The sequence below is a fragment of the Pseudomonas sp. NPDC088414 genome (assembly GCF_044753325.1).
Taxonomy (GTDB): Bacteria; Pseudomonadota; Gammaproteobacteria; order Pseudomonadales; family Pseudomonadaceae; genus Aquipseudomonas.
The window spans coordinates 17,629-33,015 of sequence record NZ_JBIVMY010000012.1; the positions used below are offsets into that span (position 1 = coordinate 17,629).

Consider the following 15,387-nt stretch of genomic DNA (forward strand, 5'->3'; position numbering starts at 1 on the left):
AATCTCCTGTAGGAGTGAGCCTGCTCGCGATGGCTTTTTATCTGACTCGGCAATACTCAGCGCTTGGCGATGATGTACACCGCATGCACGATCCCCGGGATATAACCGCACAGCGTCAGCAGAATATTCAGCCAGAACGCCCCGCCGAACCCGACCTGCAGAAACACACCCAGTGGCGGCAACAGAATGGCGATGATGATACGAATAAAGTCCATGAGTCAGCTCCTGAATGGGGGTTGGCTCACGTGAGCCATACAAGCTAATCGACCTGCGCCGTTCGTCAGGGTTCAGTGCAAACGCCATTTGATCGCCACCATGGGGCACAAAAAAACGCCCCACGCCAAAAGAATCAGGCGTGAGGCGTGCGTTATACCGCGAGACGGTTCTTCAAATCGGGCAGGAAACTTCAACTCAGACGGCAATCCCTTTGCGGCATTGCAGTTGCGCGGTGCGCACTCGCGAGAAGGCGCGGGCCAGGCGCAGGAGCATTTCGTCGATGTTGGCCTTGCTGACGCTGAGTGCCGGAGTGAAACGCAGGCAGTTGGTTTGCGGCGCGTTGAGCAGCAGGCCTTCGTGCAAAGCGGCATTGACTATGGCATCAGCGGAATTCTCTGACAGGCTCAGTCCCCAGAACAGGCCTTGACCACGCAGTTCGCCATGCCCGTAGCGGTGTGCCAATCGTGCTAGACCTTCGCGCAGGTGCTGGCCGAGGTCTTTGACCTGCTCGAGAAATACCCGATCCTGCACGCTATCAAGCACCACCAGACCGGCCGCTGTCATCAGCGCATTGCCGTGATGAGTGCCGCCCAGTTCACCGGCGTCAAAACAGCAGGCCTTGCCACGGGCCAATAACGCCGCCAGAGGAACACCGCCGCCGAGGCCTTTGCCGAGCACGACGATATCGGCGCGCACGCCGTAGGACTGTTCGGCGAGCAAAGTGCCGCAGCGGCCGATGCCGGTCTGCACTTCGTCGAGGATCAGCAAAATGCCCAACTCGCGGCACAGGCGCTCGACACCCTTGAGGTAATGCTCGGTGGCCGGAATCACCCCGGCATCGCTCTGGATCGGCTCGAGCATGATCGCCACGGTTTGCGCATCGACAGCCGCATGCAGCGCCGGCAAATCGTTGAACGGCACCATATCGAAACCCGGCAGCAACGGCGCGAAACGGTTGTGCAGGTTGCAGCTGTCCGACGCGGAAATCGTCGCCAGACTACGGCCGTGACAGCCTTGTCTGGCAACAATGATCCGCGAGGCGCCGCCACGATGCAGCTGGCCCCACTTGCGCGCGAGTTTGATCGCTGCCTCGCAGGCCTCGCTGCCGCTGTTGAGCAGGTAAGCCTGATCGCTGGTGGTGCTGGCGCACAGGCGTTCGGCAAGGCTGAGCATGCCGCGGTTGTGCAGATTGAACCCGGGATTGATCAACGCCTGAGCCTGGCTGGCGATGGCTTTGACCAGTGCCGAGGGGCTATGGCCGAGGCTGTTGGCGCCGCCGGCCTGGGAAAAGTCGAGGTAGGCGCGGTCATTGCTGTCCCACAACCAGGAGCCCTGGCCGCGCACGAACACCTGCTGCGGCCGTTCGACACTGGGCATCAGTCGCTCGGCATTCAGGCTATCGCCTGCTTGAGGTAGCCCCGCCTCGAAAGCGAGGTCATCAAGACTCGGCGCCTGGCGCCGCAAACTGAACAGATTCATTGAAAAAAACCTCGTTTGAGGTTTTTTGAACTGCCTATGCAAACACTGTCGAAGCAAACGCTATTCATCGCGCTCTCTGGCCCTGTAAGCCTTGTGATTGCGGTTAGACTAGGCTCACTGACGGCTTCGGGCCATTTCGATTTACCAGCATTTTCGATAAGCATTACTTATGGATTTCAAACAACTGCGTTATTTCGTCGCGGTCTACGAAGAGGGCCATGTCGGCCGCGCTGCCGAACGCCTGTCGATCTCGCAACCGGCGCTGTCGCAGCAGATTCGCCAGCTCGAACAGAACCTCGACGTCACGCTGTTCGAGCGCAGCAGCAAGCGCCTGTTGCCGACCCTCGCCGCGCACACGCTGTACAACCACGCCCTGCCACTGCTCGACGGTTTGCAGCGTGCGCGGGAAGCGCTGGGCAACTTCAAGGGGCAGGCCTTGCGCACGCTGGCGATCGGCGTACTGCAAACCGTGCACACCAGCCTCGTGCCGCAAATGCTCGAACGGGTGCGCAAGGCGCAGCCGCATCTTGTGGTGCAGATCTATGAACTGACGGGCCTGGAGATCGAGCGCCGTTTGCTCAACGGCTCGCTGGACATCGGCATCAGCTACCTGCCGCCGCGCCAACCGGGGCTGCATGGCGTGATGCTGTATGAAGATGAGCTGACGCTGGTCATCCCGGCGGATCATCCGCTGCGTGAATTCAAGAAAGTCTCGATGCGCCAGGCTGCGGAATTGCCGATGTTGCTGCTGGGCGAAGAGTTTCAGATCCGGCAGATCTGGCAGGCGCAGCTCACAAGCCTGGGTCGGCGCCCGCAGGTGCAGGCCGAGCTGAACAATATGCTGGGGATTCTCGACAGTCTGCCGCACACCAGACTGGCGACGGTGCTGCCCGGGCGCTCACAGAGGGAATACGACGAGCAGGATCTGCTGTGGAAGCCGTTGAGCGAACCACGGGTGCCGCTGAAGGTTGGACTGGTATGCCGCGACGTGCAGCGTCAACAGGCGTCTTTGGCGTTGCTGCGCACATTGCTGGAAGAAGTGATTCAGCGTGAGGACAAACTGCTTAAAGCCACGCCGCCACTGGATCCGCTGGCCTGAAAACTTTCCTGCAGGCAAAAGAAAACCCCGCCGAAGCGGGGCTTTGCAGACTGTTTCCCTGACATCCATTTCACTCCGCCATCCTGGCAGAATCCTACGTGTCCGTGTTGTTGCTTTGCGCTTCCTGCGCGACGTCCATGAGTTGTAGATTAGCTGTGGATCCAATCCACGCCTATGGGAGAACAGCAGCACGTCATGTAAGAGAATGCTTACATGACGTTACATCATCAGAACTGCTCAGCATTCAGCAGGAACAGCGACTCGCTGCCGGCCTTCACCGACGCGCTCAACGAGTGGATACGCGGCAGCAGTCGGGCGAAATAGAAGCGTGCGGTGCCCAGCTTGCTGGCGTAGAAATCGTCCTGCGCTTCTTTGCCCAGCGCGGCTTTCGCCATCAGTGCCCACATGTAGGCATAAGCGGTGTAGCCGAACGCTTGCAAATATTCGACCGAGGCTGCGCCGATTTCGTTCGGATTGGTTTTCGCCCGATCCAGCAGCCACGCCGTCAGCTCGTCGAGGATGCTGACGGCATCGTTCAGCGGCTTGGTGAATTCGCCCAGCTCAGCGCCGGCGGTCGCGGTGAAGTGGCGGATCTCGTCTGCGAACAGCTTGTAGAACGCGCCACCGCTGCCGACGATCTTGCGCCCGACCAGATCCAGCGCCTGAATGCCGTTGGTGCCTTCGTAGATCTGGGTGATGCGCACGTCACGCACCAGCTGCTCCTGGCCCCACTCGCGGATGTAGCCGTGGCCGCCGAAAATCTGCTGGCCGTGGACGGTGGTTTCCAGGCCCAGGTCGGTGAGGAATGCCTTGGCCACCGGGGTCAGCAGCGCGACCAGATCTTCTGCGCGCTTGCGGGTGGTCGCGTCTTCGCTGAACTTGGCGGTGTCGAGTTGCATCGCCACGTAAGTGGAGAAGGCGCGACCGCCCTCGTTCGAGGCTTTCATGGTCAGCAGCATGCGACGCACGTCGGGGTGGACGATGATCGGGTCAGCAACCTTGTCCTTGTTCTGCGCGCCGGTCGGCGAACGGCTTTGCAGACGATCGCGCGCATATTCGATAGCGTTCTGATAGGAACGCTCGCCGCTGGCCAGGCCTTGAATGCCGACGCCCAGACGCTCGTAGTTCATCATGGTGAACATCGCCGCCAGGCCCTTGTTCGGCTCCCCGACCAGATAGCCCACAGCTTCATCGAAGTTCATCACACAGGTCGCGGACGCCTGGATGCCCATCTTGTGTTCGATCGAACCGCAGTTGGCCGGATTGCGCGCGCCCAGGCTGCCATCGGCATTGACCATGAACTTCGGCACCAGAAACAGCGAAATGCCTTTCGGGCCAGCCGGTGCGTCCGGCAGTTTCGCCAGCACCAGGTGAATGATGTTCTCGGTCAGGTCGTGCTCACCGCCGGTGATGAAAATCTTGGTGCCGCTGACCTTGTAGGAACCGTCGGCCTGCGGTTCGGCCTTGGTGCGGATAATGCCCAGGTCGGTGCCGGCGTGCGGCTCGGTCAGGCACATCGAACCGGCCCAAATGCCGGCGTACATGTTCGGCAGGTAGGCGGCCCTCAGCTCTTCGCTGGCGTGGGCGTTGATCGACAGGCAGGCGCCGGCGGTCAGCATCGGGTACAGGCCGAACGACAGGCTGGCGGAGTTGACCATCTCTTCTACTTGAGCCGAAACAGCCTTGGGCATGCCCATGCCGCCGTAGGCCGGATCGCCACCGACGCCGACCCAGCCACCTTCGGCGTAAGTCTGATAGGCCTGTGGGAAACCGGCCGGGGTGCTGACGGCACCGTCCTTCCAGTGGCAGCCTTCTTCATCGGCTGCGCGGCTCAGGGGGGCGATGCTTTTGCTGGTGACCTTGCCGGCTTCTTCGAGAATGGCTTCTACGGTTTCTGCGTCGACAGTCTCGGCCAACGCCGGCAGTTCGGCCCAGAGTTTGGCGACTTCGAATACTTCATTGAGGACGAAGCGCATATCGCGCAGCGGCGCTTTGTAGTCAGCCATAGCAAACCTCGCAAGATCTAAACAGGTGATTCGTGGAAGAGTGTTTTCGTTGAGGCCGAGTGTACCTCAACAACTTTTGCGACACATAGGGTCAACCGGTGACTGATTTGTTATTTTTGGTCATCGGCATTCAGCGATAAAACAAAGCCCGCAATCAGCGGGCTTTTGAGTGATGAAGCGTGGCTTGATTCAGCCAGCGGCGCTGTCCATCCGCACCGCGCCGCGACGGTTCTGTCCGAACGCCATGACGCAGTTACGCCCGGCGCCCTTGGCGCTGTACAACGCCTGGTCGGCGGACTTGAGGACTTCTTCCGGGGTGCGTTGCTCGACGCGCTCGGCAACGCCAATACTGACCGTGACCGAAACACTGGAAGCACCACTGCCGCTACGTCGCTGGCGCCCTTGCTGATCGTCCTGCGGGCGGTTCTCCTGATTGCGCAACTGAATGTTGTAGGAGGCAATCGACTCGCGGATCACTTCCAGGTGCGGCATACATTCCTCGAGGGTTTTGCCCGCAAATACCAGGGCGAATTCCTCACCACCATAACGATACGCCCTACCGCCGCCGCTGATTTTCGACAGCTTGCTGGCGACCAGTCGCAGTACTTGGTCACCGACGTCATGACCGTGGGTGTCGTTGAATTTCTTGAAGTGATCGACGTCGCTCATCGCCAGCACATAGTTGCGCCCCAGGCGCTGCATCCGTTCATTGAGCGCACGACGCCCCGGCAGACCGGTGAGTTCATCGCGAAAGGCCATTTGATAGGCCTCATGCGCCACGGCAGCGGCAATCATCAGCATCACCTGACTGCACATGATGTTCAGGGTGAACGGCAGGATGAAGGTTTTCGGCAGCATCCAGAACACCCCGAGCAGGCCGACCAGTTGCGCCGCATGCAACGGCCGAGGGTTGCGCCAGTACTGCCAGGCCAGCAGCAGGAACGCGGAGAGGAACACCGGATAAGACATCTGGATCAAACTCATCCAGGCGCCGTGCAGCGCCGGCCAGCGGATTTCCGAGAGCCACATCAATAACGCCTGGGGATAACTCTGTTCAAGGCCGAGGGCGACACTGCCGAAGGCCAGCAACACGGCGAACCGCGCCACCATGTCCTGGAACAGATGCGTGCGTTCCTGCCACGCGGCGAACAGCCCGAACAGCAGCGGCAACAGCAGACAAACAAGGTGGAACACCACGGCGGCGTCCTCGCGGACTTTGCCGTTGTCGCGGTAGTAGTCGGTCTGGGTGTCGAGCAAGAAGTAGGCGATGTACACCGTGAGCATCAGAAACAGCTCGCGCTGACGTCGGTAAACCGCACAGTAGGCGCCGCCCAACAGCAGCACCAGAGTCGGCAGCACATTGAATAGCGAAGTGAAGAACACGTTGAGGTCTTTGACGTACGCAGCCGCCAACCCCGCGAGCAACAACAGCAGTGAAGGTAGAAAATGACTGAAACGTACAGCGGAAGAACGCGGCAAGGGTAAAGCTCCGACCCGTCATATCAAAGAGATGGCATTGTGCCTGCAATGTGGCCAGTTAAGCACACACAATGTGATCCAGATCACACGCAGTCTCTTTAACGGCAGAAAACCCGGGTTTCTGAGCGATTCGGAAACAAAAAACCGCTGCCCCCAAGGGAGCAGCGGTTTTCGTCAGACCACGTTAAGGCTTAGTAGCCCAGTGCGAAGTCTTCTTCTTTCATGTCCATCAGGTTGTTGGCGCCCGACAGCATGGTGGCCACGTGGGTACGGGTACGTGGCAGGATGCGCTGGAAGTAGAAGCGCGCGGTTTGCAGCTTGGCGGTGTAGAACGCCTCGTCGCTGGTGCCGGCGGCCAGTTTTTCCGCTGCCAGACGCGCCATGTCAGCCCAGAAGTAGGCCAGGCAGGCGTAACCGGAGTACATCAGGTAATCCACGGAGGCCGCGCCGACTTCTTCGCGATCTTTCATGGCCGCCATACCGACCTTCATGGTCAGCTCGCCCCATTCCTTGTTCAGTGCAGCCAGCGGTGCAACGAACTCTTTGACGGCTTCGTTGCCTTCGTTGTTCTGGCAGAACTTGTGGACGATCTTGGTGAAGCCTTTCAGGGCCTCGCCTTGAGTCATCAGCACTTTGCGGCCCAGCAGGTCGAGTGCCTGAATACCGGTGGTGCCTTCGTACAGCATCGAGATGCGGCTGTCGCGAACGTTCTGCTCCATGCCCCACTCGGCGATGAAGCCGTGGCCGCCGTAGATCTGCACGCCGTGGTTGGCGGATTCGAAACCGACTTCGGTCATGAACGCTTTGGCGATCGGCGTCATGAAGGCCAGCAGTGCGTCGGCTTTCTTCTTCTCTTCTTCGTCGACGCCGTATTTGACGATGTCGACCTGTTTGGCGGTGAAGTACACCATCGCACGGTTGCCTTCGGCGAATGCTTTCATGGTCAACAGCATGCGGCGTACGTCAGGGTGCACGATGATTGGATCAGCAGCTTTATCCGGCGCTTTCGGGCCAGTCAGGGAGCGCATTTGCAGACGGTCGCGAGCGTATTTCAGGCCACCCTGGAAGCCGATCTCGGCGTGGGCCAGACCTTGCAGCGCAGTACCCAGACGTGCGGTGTTCATGAAGGTGAACATGCAGTTCAGACCTTTATTCGCCGGGCCGATCAGGAAACCGGTGGCACCGTCGAAGTTCATCACGCAAGTGGCGTTGCCGTGGATGCCCATCTTGTGTTCCAGCGAACCACAGCTCACTGCGTTGCGCGCACCGATGGTGCCATCGGCGTTCGGCAGGAATTTTGGAACGATGAACAGGGAAATGCCTTTGGTGCCAGCCGGAGCGTCCGGCAGGCGGGCCAGTACGATGTGGACGATGTTGTCGGCCATGTCGTGTTCACCGGCCGAGATGAAGATCTTGGTGCCGGAAACCTTGTAGGAACCGTCGGCCTGAGGTTCGGCCTTGGTGCGCAGCATGCCCAGGTCGGTGCCGCAGTGCGGTTCGGTCAGGCACATGGTGCCGGTCCACTCGCCGGAGACCAGTTTGGTCAGATAGGCTTCTTGCTGCTCAGGGGTGCCGTGCTCGGAAATGGTGTTCATCGCGCCGTGCGACAGTCCCGGGTACATGCCCCACGACCAGTTGGCTTCGCCGACCATTTCGCTCACAGCCAGACCCAGCGACTCAGGCAGGCCTTGACCGCCGTGCTCGACGTCATGGGCCAGGCTTGGCCAGCCGCCTTCGACGAATTGCTTGTAGGCTTCTTTGAAGCCAGTTGGGGTTTTCACGCCGGACTCGCTCCAGGTGCAGCCTTCGAGGTCGCCCACTCGGTTCAGCGGTGCCAGTACCTGCTCACAAAACTTGGCGCCTTCTTCGAGAATGGCGTCAACCATGTCCGGCGTTGCTTCGGAGCAAGCTGGAAGGCTCTGATAGTGCGCTTCGTAACCGAGCAGTTCGTCACGAACGAAGCGAATATCACGCAAGGGGGCCTTGTAGTCAGGCATAGCGATAAACCTCTGCTGATGTAACCGGGAATGAACGACCGTGTTGATTTGTTATGACGGTCAAACAGTTGTTTGAAACATACGTTTACGCCGAAATCTTGTCAAGCATCGATCTTTTGCCGTTCGTCATGACTTTTTTCAAATGCCGGACACGGCAAACCGCCATGGACTGCAAAGCGCCACGGGCAATGAAAAAAGATTAGTTGAGGGAGAAGGACTTACAACGAAAAACGCCGCGACGAGGCGCGGCGTTCAGCAGGCAGGAGACACGAAAATCAGGCAAACGTATCGATGATCGTCCCGAGCATTTCATCGGAAGCCTTGGCGACCTTGGTGCCCAGCTCCACCTGAAACTTGCCTTGGGCCATCTCGGCCATCGCGCTGCCCGGATCCATTTGCTGACTGCGGTCGATACCGCGCAGACGATCGACCTGCGCCTCGGAAGACTGGCTGGTGACCGAACGCTCGATGGTGTTGTTGGCGATCTGGCTGGCCGCCTGATCAACACGATTCTGCCCGGTCTGAATGGTACTCAAACCCGCATAAAAAGCTGTGTTACCGGTGATTTCCATGGGAGTTCTCATCCTTGGGAAGGATCAATGGCTGCCATTGAAGCAGAGGCGCCCTAAAAACACCCGTCAAAAATACTGATGGCACAGTGCCCCGTCATAGCAAAAGCATTAATCCAGCAGATCGAGTTGCAAATGGGCTGCCACCGCTTCGGCACTGAGCGCTTTGAGTTTCGGCACTCGCCCCAGACAAGGCGCGGGAATCCGCTCGGCCAGCGTCGCCAGATTCTCTTCCAGACGCGAGGTTTTCGGATCAATGATATTCGCCACCCAACCGGCCAGTTGCAGGCCATCACGCGCAATCGCCTCTGCCGTCAGCAAGGCATGACTGATACAGCCCAGCCGCACGCCCACCACCAGAATCACCGGCAGCTTCAGCGCGATGGCCAGATCCGACAGATTGTCCTGATCCGCCAGCGGCACCCGCCAGCCCCCCGCGCCTTCGATCAAGGTGAAATCGGCATTGAGCGCCAGAATTTCGCGCATCGGCGCCAGCAGCGATTGCACCGTCAACGCGACACCGGCCTCACGCGCGGCCAGATGCGGCGCGATGGCTGGCTCGAAAGCTACCGGATTGACCTGTTGATAAGTCAGCGGCACCGAGCTTTCGGCCAGCAGCGCCAGCGCATCGGCATTGCGCAAGCCCTTGGGCGTCACTTCACAGCCCGACGCCACCGGTTTGCCTGCCGCCGTGCTCAGCCCGGCCGAGCGCGCAGCATGCAGCAAACCCGCAGCCACGGTGGTCTTGCCGACATCGGTGTCAGTCCCGGTGATGAAATAGGCTGCACTCATAACGGTTTCTCCAACACGGCGTAGACCACCTGGTAAGTCGCCGGCAATCCCTGTGCCTGACGGAACTGCTCGTAAGCCTCGACCAACCCAAGAATCCGCTCGCGTCCGGTCAAGCCACCTGGCCGACCGGGGTTGAGATTGTGCGCGCCGAGTGCCTTGAGTTCGTGGGTCAGACTGCGCACATCCGAGTAGTGCAGCACGTGCGCCTGATTCTGCAGACTCACCGTACGCAAGCCACTTTCGGCACACAACTGCTCATACCGGGCGAATTCGCGGAAGCGATTGACGTGCACCAGCCCATCGACCTGACGCCAACTGTCGCGCAATTCGTACAACGTCCCGACACAAAGACTAGCAAACGCGAAAATCCCGCCGGGTTTCAGTACACGCAGTGCTTCACTGAGCACCGATTCGAAGTCCGCGCACCACTGCACGGCGAGGCTGGAGAAGATCAGATCACAGGTCGCGTCCCGCAGCGGCAGGCGCTCGGCATCACCGGCGATGAAATGCTGCGCACCGCCCAATGGCCGTGCGTGGTTGAGCATGCCCTCGGCGATATCCAGCGCCAGCCCCTGACCCTCGGCAAATCGCTCGGCCAGTGCGCGAGTGAAGTAACCGGTGCCGCAGCCCAGATCCAGCCAACGCGATGGCGCAAAATCCGCCGGCAAACGCTGCAACAATTGCGAACCGACGTCGCGCTGCAACTCGGCAACGCTGTCATAGCTGGCCGCTGCGCGCGAGAACGAGGCCGCCACCTGGCGCTTGTCGGGCAAGCCACCAGGCAGCGCCACAAAAGACAAATCAGTCATCACCGCACTCGTGTAGAAAAGCCTGGATCGCCCCCGCCACGCCATGGGGGTCTTCCAGAAGAAATGCATGGCTGGCCTGTTCGATCAGACCAATTTCGATATCCGGCAACAGCGCAAACAACGCCCCCGCCGCTTCCGCCGGCACCAGACCGTCCTGCCCGGCGAACAGGTGCAACTGCGGGCCACGAAACGCCTGCAACGCTTCACGGATATCGAGTTGTGCGAGCAGTTCCAGTCCGGCCATCAAGGTCTCGGGTGCCGCATTCGGCGCACCGCCGAGCATCAGCCGCGACAAGCCGCGCGGGTCCTGTGCACCCTGGGCACACAACAGCGAGAAACGCTTGAGGGTTATCCGCGGATCTGCCTGGCAGCCCGCGAGAAACGCATTGAACGTCTCGCCGGGCATCGCACTCGGCCACTGCTCGTGAGCAACGAAGGACGGATTGCTCGCCAGTGTCAGCAGACCGCAACAACGCTCGCCGCGCCGTACCGCCAATTCAGAGGCAAGCATGCCGCCCAGCGACCAGCCGCCCAGCCACACGTCCTGAGCGATACGTTCATCGAGTTCGTCGAGCCAGTCCTGCAAGTCGCTGGAATCGAGTTCCGGCAACGGTTCGATCTCGACATGCAGATGTTCATCGAGCCCCCGCAACGCCGCGGCCAGAGGCTCCAGCGGCGAAATACCGAGGCCCCAGCCGGGCAGCAGAATCAGGCGATCACGCATGGCTTGGCTCCGGCGGCAGTTGGGCAAAGCAATCGGCCAGTCCTTCCAACAATAGCTGCACCTGCGCCTCGCTGTGAGCGGCGGTCAGGGTCACGCGCAGGCGTGCACTTCCTGCCGGGACGGTAGGCGGACGGATTGCCGTGACCATCAAGCCGCGTTCGCGCAGCATCTGCGACAGGCGCACGGCGCGACCGGCGTCGCCGATCAGGATCGGCTGGATCGGGGTGAAGCTGTCCATCAGCTGCAGACCGATCTGCTCGGCCCCTCGACGAAATTGGCGGATCAGCAGGTTAAGGTGCTCACGTCGCCAATGCTCGCTGCGCAGTAATTCCAGACTTTTCAGCGTCGCACAGGCCAACGCCGGTGGCTGGCTGGTGGTGTAGATGTAGGGCCGGGCGAACTGGATCAGGCTTTCGATCAGTTCTTCGCTGCCGGCGACGAAAGCACCGGCGGTGCCGAACGCCTTGCCGAGGGTGCCAACCAGCACCGGCACATCGTCCTGACTCAAGCCGAAATGCTCGACGATCCCGCCGCCATTGGCACCGAGCGGGCCGAAGCCATGGGCATCATCAACCATCAGCCACGCGCCTTTGGCCTTGGCCTCACGCGCCAGCGCCGGCAGATCGGCGAGATCGCCGTCCATGCTGAACACGCCGTCGGTGACCACCAGCGTGTTGCCGGTGGCTTTCTCCAGGCGCTTGGCCAGGCTGTCGGCGTCGTTGTGCAGATAACGATTGAAACGCGCGCCGGACAACAGACCGGCATCCAGCAACGAGGCGTGATTGAGCCGGTCTTCCAGCACCGTATCGCCCTGCCCGACCAGCGCCGTGACCGCGCCAAGGTTGGCCATGTAGCCGGTAGTGAACAACAGCGCACGCGGCCGGCCGGTAAGATCGGCCAATGCTTCTTCCAGCGCATGGTGCGGGCCGCTGTGGCCGATCACCAGATGCGACGCCCCGCCACCAACGCCCCAGCGCTCTGCTCCGGCGCGCCAGGCTTCGATCACCTGCGGGTGATTGGCCAGGCCCAGATAGTCGTTGTTGCAGAACGCCAGCAACGGCTGCCCGTCAACCACCACTTCAGGCCCCTGTGGGGACTCGAGCAGCGGCCGCTGGCGATAGAGATTTTCAGCACGGCGGGCAGCAAGGCGTGCGGCGAGATCGAAAGACATGCAGGCCTCGACAGTCAGATCAGATGAATCAAGACGGACACAGACCCTGTGGGAGCTGGCTTGCCAGCGATGACGGTGGCACATTCAACATAGATGTCGACAGCCAGTGCGCTATCGCTGGCAAGCCAGCTCCCACAGGGTTTTGCATCGCATCAAAAACTTAGATGGCAGCGTTATAGAACTGCTCGCTGCTCTTCTGCTCCACCAGCGCCTGCTCGATCGCGGCCTGATGCACTTCATCGGCATGCTCTTCGCGTGCTTCCGGCTGAATGCCCAGGCGCGCGAAAAGTTGCATGTCCTTGTCGGCCTGCGGGTTGGCGGTGGTCAGCAGTTTGTCGCCGTAGAAAATCGAGTTGGCGCCGGCGAAAAACGCCAGGGCCTGCATCTGCTCGTTCATCGCTTCGCGGCCGGCGGACAGGCGCACGTGGGATTGCGGCATGAGGATGCGCGCGACAGCGAGCATGCGGATGAAGTCGAACGGGTCGATGTCTTCGGCGTTTTCCAGCGGCGTGCCGGCGACTTTCACCAGCATGTTGATCGGCACCGATTCCGGATGCTCCGGCAGGTTGGCCAACTGGATCAGCAGATTGGCGCGATCGTCCAGCGACTCGCCCATGCCGAGAATGCCGCCGGAGCAGATCTTCATCCCCGACTCACGCACGTAGGCCAGCGTCTGCAAGCGTTCGCTGTAGGTGCGGGTGGTGATGATGCTGCCGTAGAACTCCGGCGAGGTGTCGAGGTTGTGGTTGTAGTAATCGAGGCCAGCCTTGGCCAGCGCTTCGGTCTGTTCCTGATCGAGACGACCGAGAGTCATGCAGGTTTCCAGACCCATGGCTTTCACGCCTTCGACCATCTTCAGCACATACGGCATGTCTTTGGCCGACGGGTGCTTCCACGCAGCGCCCATGCAGAAACGGGTCGAGCCGATGGCTTTGGCGCGGGCAGCCTCTTCGAGGACTTTCTGCACTTCCATCAGCTTTTCTTTTTCCAGGCCGGTGTTGTAGTGACCGGACTGCGGGCAGTACTTGCAATCTTCCGGGCAGGCACCGGTCTTGATCGACAGCAGCGTGGAAACCTGCACGCGGTTGGCGTTGAAATGTGCGCGGTGCACCGTCTGCGCCTGGAACAGCAAGTCGTTGAATGGCTGTACGAAGAGCGCTTTGACTTCGGCTAAAGACCAGTCGTGACGCAGGGTGGCAGAGGTGCTGGCGCTCATGGGCAGTTCCTTGGTTATGCTTGGCTGGCGGCTGCGGGAACGGAATACCCACAGGCGCGACACGGATGTTCGGCATATTTAAGGAAGAGTCATGCGCTGTCAACCACGACACGAACAACAGGTTTACATCTGTTTAAAAAACGTACAGACCTGCTTGCTATGCGATGAACCCGCAGAAGCAGAATTGCCAATTTGCGTCGCCTGCGAAACCGATCTGCCCTGGCTCGGCGACCACTGTCAGACCTGCGCCTTGCCGCTGACCGGCGCTGGCCTGACCTGCGGCGAGTGCCTGCTAGAGCCACCGGCGTTCGAACAGGTGGTCGTGCCGTGGCGCTATGACTTCCCGGTGGACAGTCTGATTACGCGCTTTAAACACAACGCGAAATGGCCGTTTGGCCACTTGCTCGCCGACGTAGCCGGACAATACCTGCAACATCGCTTCGATGAAGGTTTGCCGCAACCCGACGTGTTGTTGCCGGTGCCGTTGGCGAAAAAACGCCTGCGCAAACGCGGTTTCAATCAAGCCGCAATGCTGGGACGCTGGTTGAGCCAGGAGCTGGATCTGCCTTTTGAGGAACACGCTTTACGGCGGATCCACGACACCAGTGCCCAGCAGGACCTCGACGCCAAGGCGCGCAAACGCAATCTGCGTCACGCCTTCGCTCTGGCGCCTGACGCCGAGGTGAAAGGTCGGCACTTCGCATTGATCGATGACGTGCTGACTACCGGAGCCACGGCCCAGGCACTGGCGCGACTGCTGCGGGATGCAGGGGCGGCGCGAGTTGACGTGTATTGCCTGGCGCGCACGCCAAAACCCGGAAACTGAAACCGACACAATCCCTTGTAGGAGTGAGCCTGCTCGCAATAGCGCAATCACGGCCAACATTGATGCTGACTGTTCCACCGCCATCGCGAGCAGGCTCACTCCTACAAGGGCACTGTGTTTGGCTTGACTGATGCGTCGCAAGCCGCCAACTTCACTCTCCACCGCCACAGTGAAAAAAAGCACCCACTTCATGTCCCTGCCCAGCCTGCTCTCCCAGCACATCGTCCGCCGTCCGCAGCGCATCGCCCTGCTGCAACACATTGCCGAACAGGGCTCGATCACCCGCGCCGCGAAAAGCGCCGGGCTCAGTTACAAAGCGGCATGGGATGCGATCGACGAGCTGAACAACCTGGCGCAAAAGCCACTGGTGGAGCGCGCCGTCGGCGGCAAGGGCGGCGGTGGCGCCAGATTGTCCAGCGAAGGTGAGCGGGTGCTGCGTCTGTATCAAAAGCTGCAAGCCTTGCAGGCGCAGGTGCTGGAGGCCGCTGAAGACGCCAGCGACCTGGATCTGCTCGGGCGATTGATGCTGCGCACCAGCGCGCGCAACCAACTGCACGGCAAAGTCGTGGCCATCGAAGGTCAGGGCCGCAATGACCTGATCCGCCTCGAACTGGCCGAAGGCCTGTGGATCGATGCGCAGATCACTCACGACAGCACCGTGCACCTGGAGCTGCAACCGGGCACCGAAGTGGTGGCATTGATCAAGGCCGGCTGGCTTGAATTGTTGGCGGCGGATCAAGCGGCAACATCTGGACACAATCTTCTCAAAGGCACCCTCGAAGCCATTCTCGATGCCGATGACGGCCCCAGCGAAGTGCGCGTCGCCCTGCCCAACGGCCAGACGCTCTGCGCTCTGGCTGAGCCGTTGCTGCTTCGCACTCGCGGGCTCAGCGTCGGGCAACCGGTGCAGGTGCAGTTCTCGCCGTCCAATGTGCTGATCGGCACGCCGCTGTAATCAGGCGCTGCAACGAAAGCGTAATCGACGCTCATTAAGGTTGCTGCCA

14 protein-coding genes are annotated in these 15,387 nt (G+C 60.6%); 3 read left to right on the plus strand and 11 right to left on the minus strand.

Going from position 1 to position 15,387, the window contains the following annotated elements; genetic code table 11:
• Positions 1 to 56: 56 nt before the first annotated feature.
• Both ACIP8I_RS13100 and ACIP8I_RS13105 read right to left on the minus strand, forming a co-directional pair.
• Entirely contained in the window at positions 57 to 215 is a 159-nt protein-coding gene (locus tag ACIP8I_RS13100; protein ID WP_003228885.1) for a YqaE/Pmp3 family membrane protein, read from the minus strand.
• Between the two features lie 196 nt (positions 216 to 411).
• Positions 412 to 1,695, minus strand: a complete 1,284-nt coding sequence (locus ACIP8I_RS13105; RefSeq protein WP_400761585.1) for an aspartate aminotransferase family protein — start codon at positions 1,693 to 1,695, stop codon at positions 412 to 414.
• Between the two features lie 169 nt (positions 1,696 to 1,864).
• On the opposite strand from ACIP8I_RS13105, the gene ACIP8I_RS13110 reads away from it, so the two are divergent.
• The gene (locus tag ACIP8I_RS13110) at positions 1,865 to 2,794 is read left to right on the plus strand and encodes a LysR family transcriptional regulator (RefSeq protein ID WP_007966519.1); all 930 of its coding nucleotides are present in this window, start codon (positions 1,865 to 1,867) and stop codon (positions 2,792 to 2,794) included.
• 227 nt (positions 2,795 to 3,021) lie between these two features.
• Here ACIP8I_RS13110 and ACIP8I_RS13115 read toward each other — a convergent pair whose 3' ends face one another.
• From ACIP8I_RS13115 to bioB, 9 genes are all read right to left on the minus strand, one after another.
• Entirely contained in the window at positions 3,022 to 4,800 is a 1,779-nt protein-coding gene (locus ACIP8I_RS13115) for an acyl-CoA dehydrogenase C-terminal domain-containing protein (RefSeq protein ID WP_400761587.1), read from the minus strand.
• A 189-nt stretch (positions 4,801 to 4,989) separates the two neighbouring features.
• The gene (locus tag ACIP8I_RS13120; RefSeq protein ID WP_027610695.1) at positions 4,990 to 6,279 is read right to left on the minus strand and encodes a GGDEF domain-containing protein; all 1,290 of its coding nucleotides are present in this window, start codon (positions 6,277 to 6,279) and stop codon (positions 4,990 to 4,992) included.
• 191 nt (positions 6,280 to 6,470) lie between these two features.
• Positions 6,471 to 8,276, minus strand: a complete 1,806-nt coding sequence (locus ACIP8I_RS13125; RefSeq protein ID WP_400761589.1) for a phenylacyl-CoA dehydrogenase — start codon at positions 8,274 to 8,276, stop codon at positions 6,471 to 6,473.
• Between the two features lie 275 nt (positions 8,277 to 8,551).
• Complete coding sequence (locus ACIP8I_RS13130) at positions 8,552 to 8,848, minus strand: hypothetical protein (protein WP_041069983.1); 297 nt, start codon at positions 8,846 to 8,848, stop codon at positions 8,552 to 8,554.
• Positions 8,849 to 8,956: 108 nt separating this feature from the next.
• On the minus strand, positions 8,957 to 9,637 hold the full coding sequence (bioD, locus tag ACIP8I_RS13135) for a dethiobiotin synthase (protein WP_400761591.1): 681 nt from the start codon (positions 9,635 to 9,637) through the stop codon (positions 8,957 to 8,959).
• Positions 9,634 to 10,446, minus strand: coding sequence for a malonyl-ACP O-methyltransferase BioC (gene bioC / locus ACIP8I_RS13140; RefSeq protein WP_400761593.1), 813 nt, complete (start codon positions 10,444 to 10,446; stop codon positions 9,634 to 9,636). Before bioC ends, bioD begins: the two co-directional genes overlap by 4 nt.
• On the minus strand, positions 10,439 to 11,170 hold the full coding sequence (locus ACIP8I_RS13145; RefSeq protein ID WP_400761595.1) for an alpha/beta fold hydrolase: 732 nt from the start codon (positions 11,168 to 11,170) through the stop codon (positions 10,439 to 10,441). Before ACIP8I_RS13145 ends, bioC begins: the two co-directional genes overlap by 8 nt.
• Positions 11,163 to 12,341, minus strand: coding sequence for an 8-amino-7-oxononanoate synthase (bioF, locus tag ACIP8I_RS13150; protein WP_134787488.1), 1,179 nt, complete (start codon positions 12,339 to 12,341; stop codon positions 11,163 to 11,165). Before bioF ends, ACIP8I_RS13145 begins: the two co-directional genes overlap by 8 nt.
• A 160-nt stretch (positions 12,342 to 12,501) precedes the next feature.
• Positions 12,502 to 13,557 (minus strand): biotin synthase BioB, encoded by a 1,056-nt coding sequence (gene bioB / locus ACIP8I_RS13155; protein WP_367085973.1) that lies wholly within the window; start codon positions 13,555 to 13,557, stop codon positions 12,502 to 12,504.
• A 91-nt stretch (positions 13,558 to 13,648) separates the two neighbouring features.
• Here bioB and ACIP8I_RS13160 point away from each other — a divergent pair, with 91 nt between their 5' ends.
• Together ACIP8I_RS13160 and ACIP8I_RS13165 are read left to right on the plus strand one after the other, a co-directional pair.
• The gene (locus ACIP8I_RS13160; RefSeq protein ID WP_400761598.1) at positions 13,649 to 14,383 is read left to right on the plus strand and encodes a ComF family protein; all 735 of its coding nucleotides are present in this window, start codon (positions 13,649 to 13,651) and stop codon (positions 14,381 to 14,383) included.
• Positions 14,384 to 14,573: 190 nt separating this feature from the next.
• Positions 14,574 to 15,338, plus strand: coding sequence for a TOBE domain-containing protein (locus ACIP8I_RS13165; protein ID WP_400761599.1), 765 nt, complete (start codon positions 14,574 to 14,576; stop codon positions 15,336 to 15,338).
• Positions 15,339 to 15,387: the final 49 nt, after the last annotated feature.

What these genes read in the sequence shown, in the direction of transcription:
- ACIP8I_RS13125 (WP_400761589.1), bottom strand. Translation starts at nt 8,276, where the DNA reads ATGCCTGACTACAAGGCCCCCTTGCGTGATATTCGCTTCGTTCGTGAC.
- bioD (WP_400761591.1), bottom strand. Translation starts at nt 9,637, where the DNA reads ATGAGTGCAGCCTATTTCATCACCGGGACTGACACCGATGTCGGCAAG.
- bioB (WP_367085973.1), bottom strand. Translation starts at nt 13,557, where the DNA reads ATGAGCGCCAGCACCTCTGCCACCCTGCGTCACGACTGGTCTTTAGCC.
- ACIP8I_RS13110 (WP_007966519.1), top strand. Translation starts at nt 1,865, where the DNA reads ATGGATTTCAAACAACTGCGTTATTTCGTCGCGGTCTACGAAGAGGGC.
- ACIP8I_RS13160 (WP_400761598.1), top strand. Translation starts at nt 13,649, where the DNA reads ATGCGCTGTCAACCACGACACGAACAACAGGTTTACATCTGTTTAAAA.
- ACIP8I_RS13105 (WP_400761585.1), bottom strand. Translation starts at nt 1,695, where the DNA reads ATGAATCTGTTCAGTTTGCGGCGCCAGGCGCCGAGTCTTGATGACCTC.
- ACIP8I_RS13145 (WP_400761595.1), bottom strand. Translation starts at nt 11,170, where the DNA reads ATGCGTGATCGCCTGATTCTGCTGCCCGGCTGGGGCCTCGGTATTTCG.
- ACIP8I_RS13165 (WP_400761599.1), top strand. Translation starts at nt 14,574, where the DNA reads ATGTCCCTGCCCAGCCTGCTCTCCCAGCACATCGTCCGCCGTCCGCAG.
- bioF (WP_134787488.1), bottom strand. Translation starts at nt 12,341, where the DNA reads ATGTCTTTCGATCTCGCCGCACGCCTTGCTGCCCGCCGTGCTGAAAAT.
- ACIP8I_RS13115 (WP_400761587.1), bottom strand. Translation starts at nt 4,800, where the DNA reads ATGGCTGACTACAAAGCGCCGCTGCGCGATATGCGCTTCGTCCTCAAT.
- ACIP8I_RS13130 (WP_041069983.1), bottom strand. Translation starts at nt 8,848, where the DNA reads ATGGAAATCACCGGTAACACAGCTTTTTATGCGGGTTTGAGTACCATT.
- bioC (WP_400761593.1), bottom strand. Translation starts at nt 10,446, where the DNA reads ATGACTGATTTGTCTTTTGTGGCGCTGCCTGGTGGCTTGCCCGACAAG.
- ACIP8I_RS13100 (WP_003228885.1), bottom strand. Translation starts at nt 215, where the DNA reads ATGGACTTTATTCGTATCATCATCGCCATTCTGTTGCCGCCACTGGGT.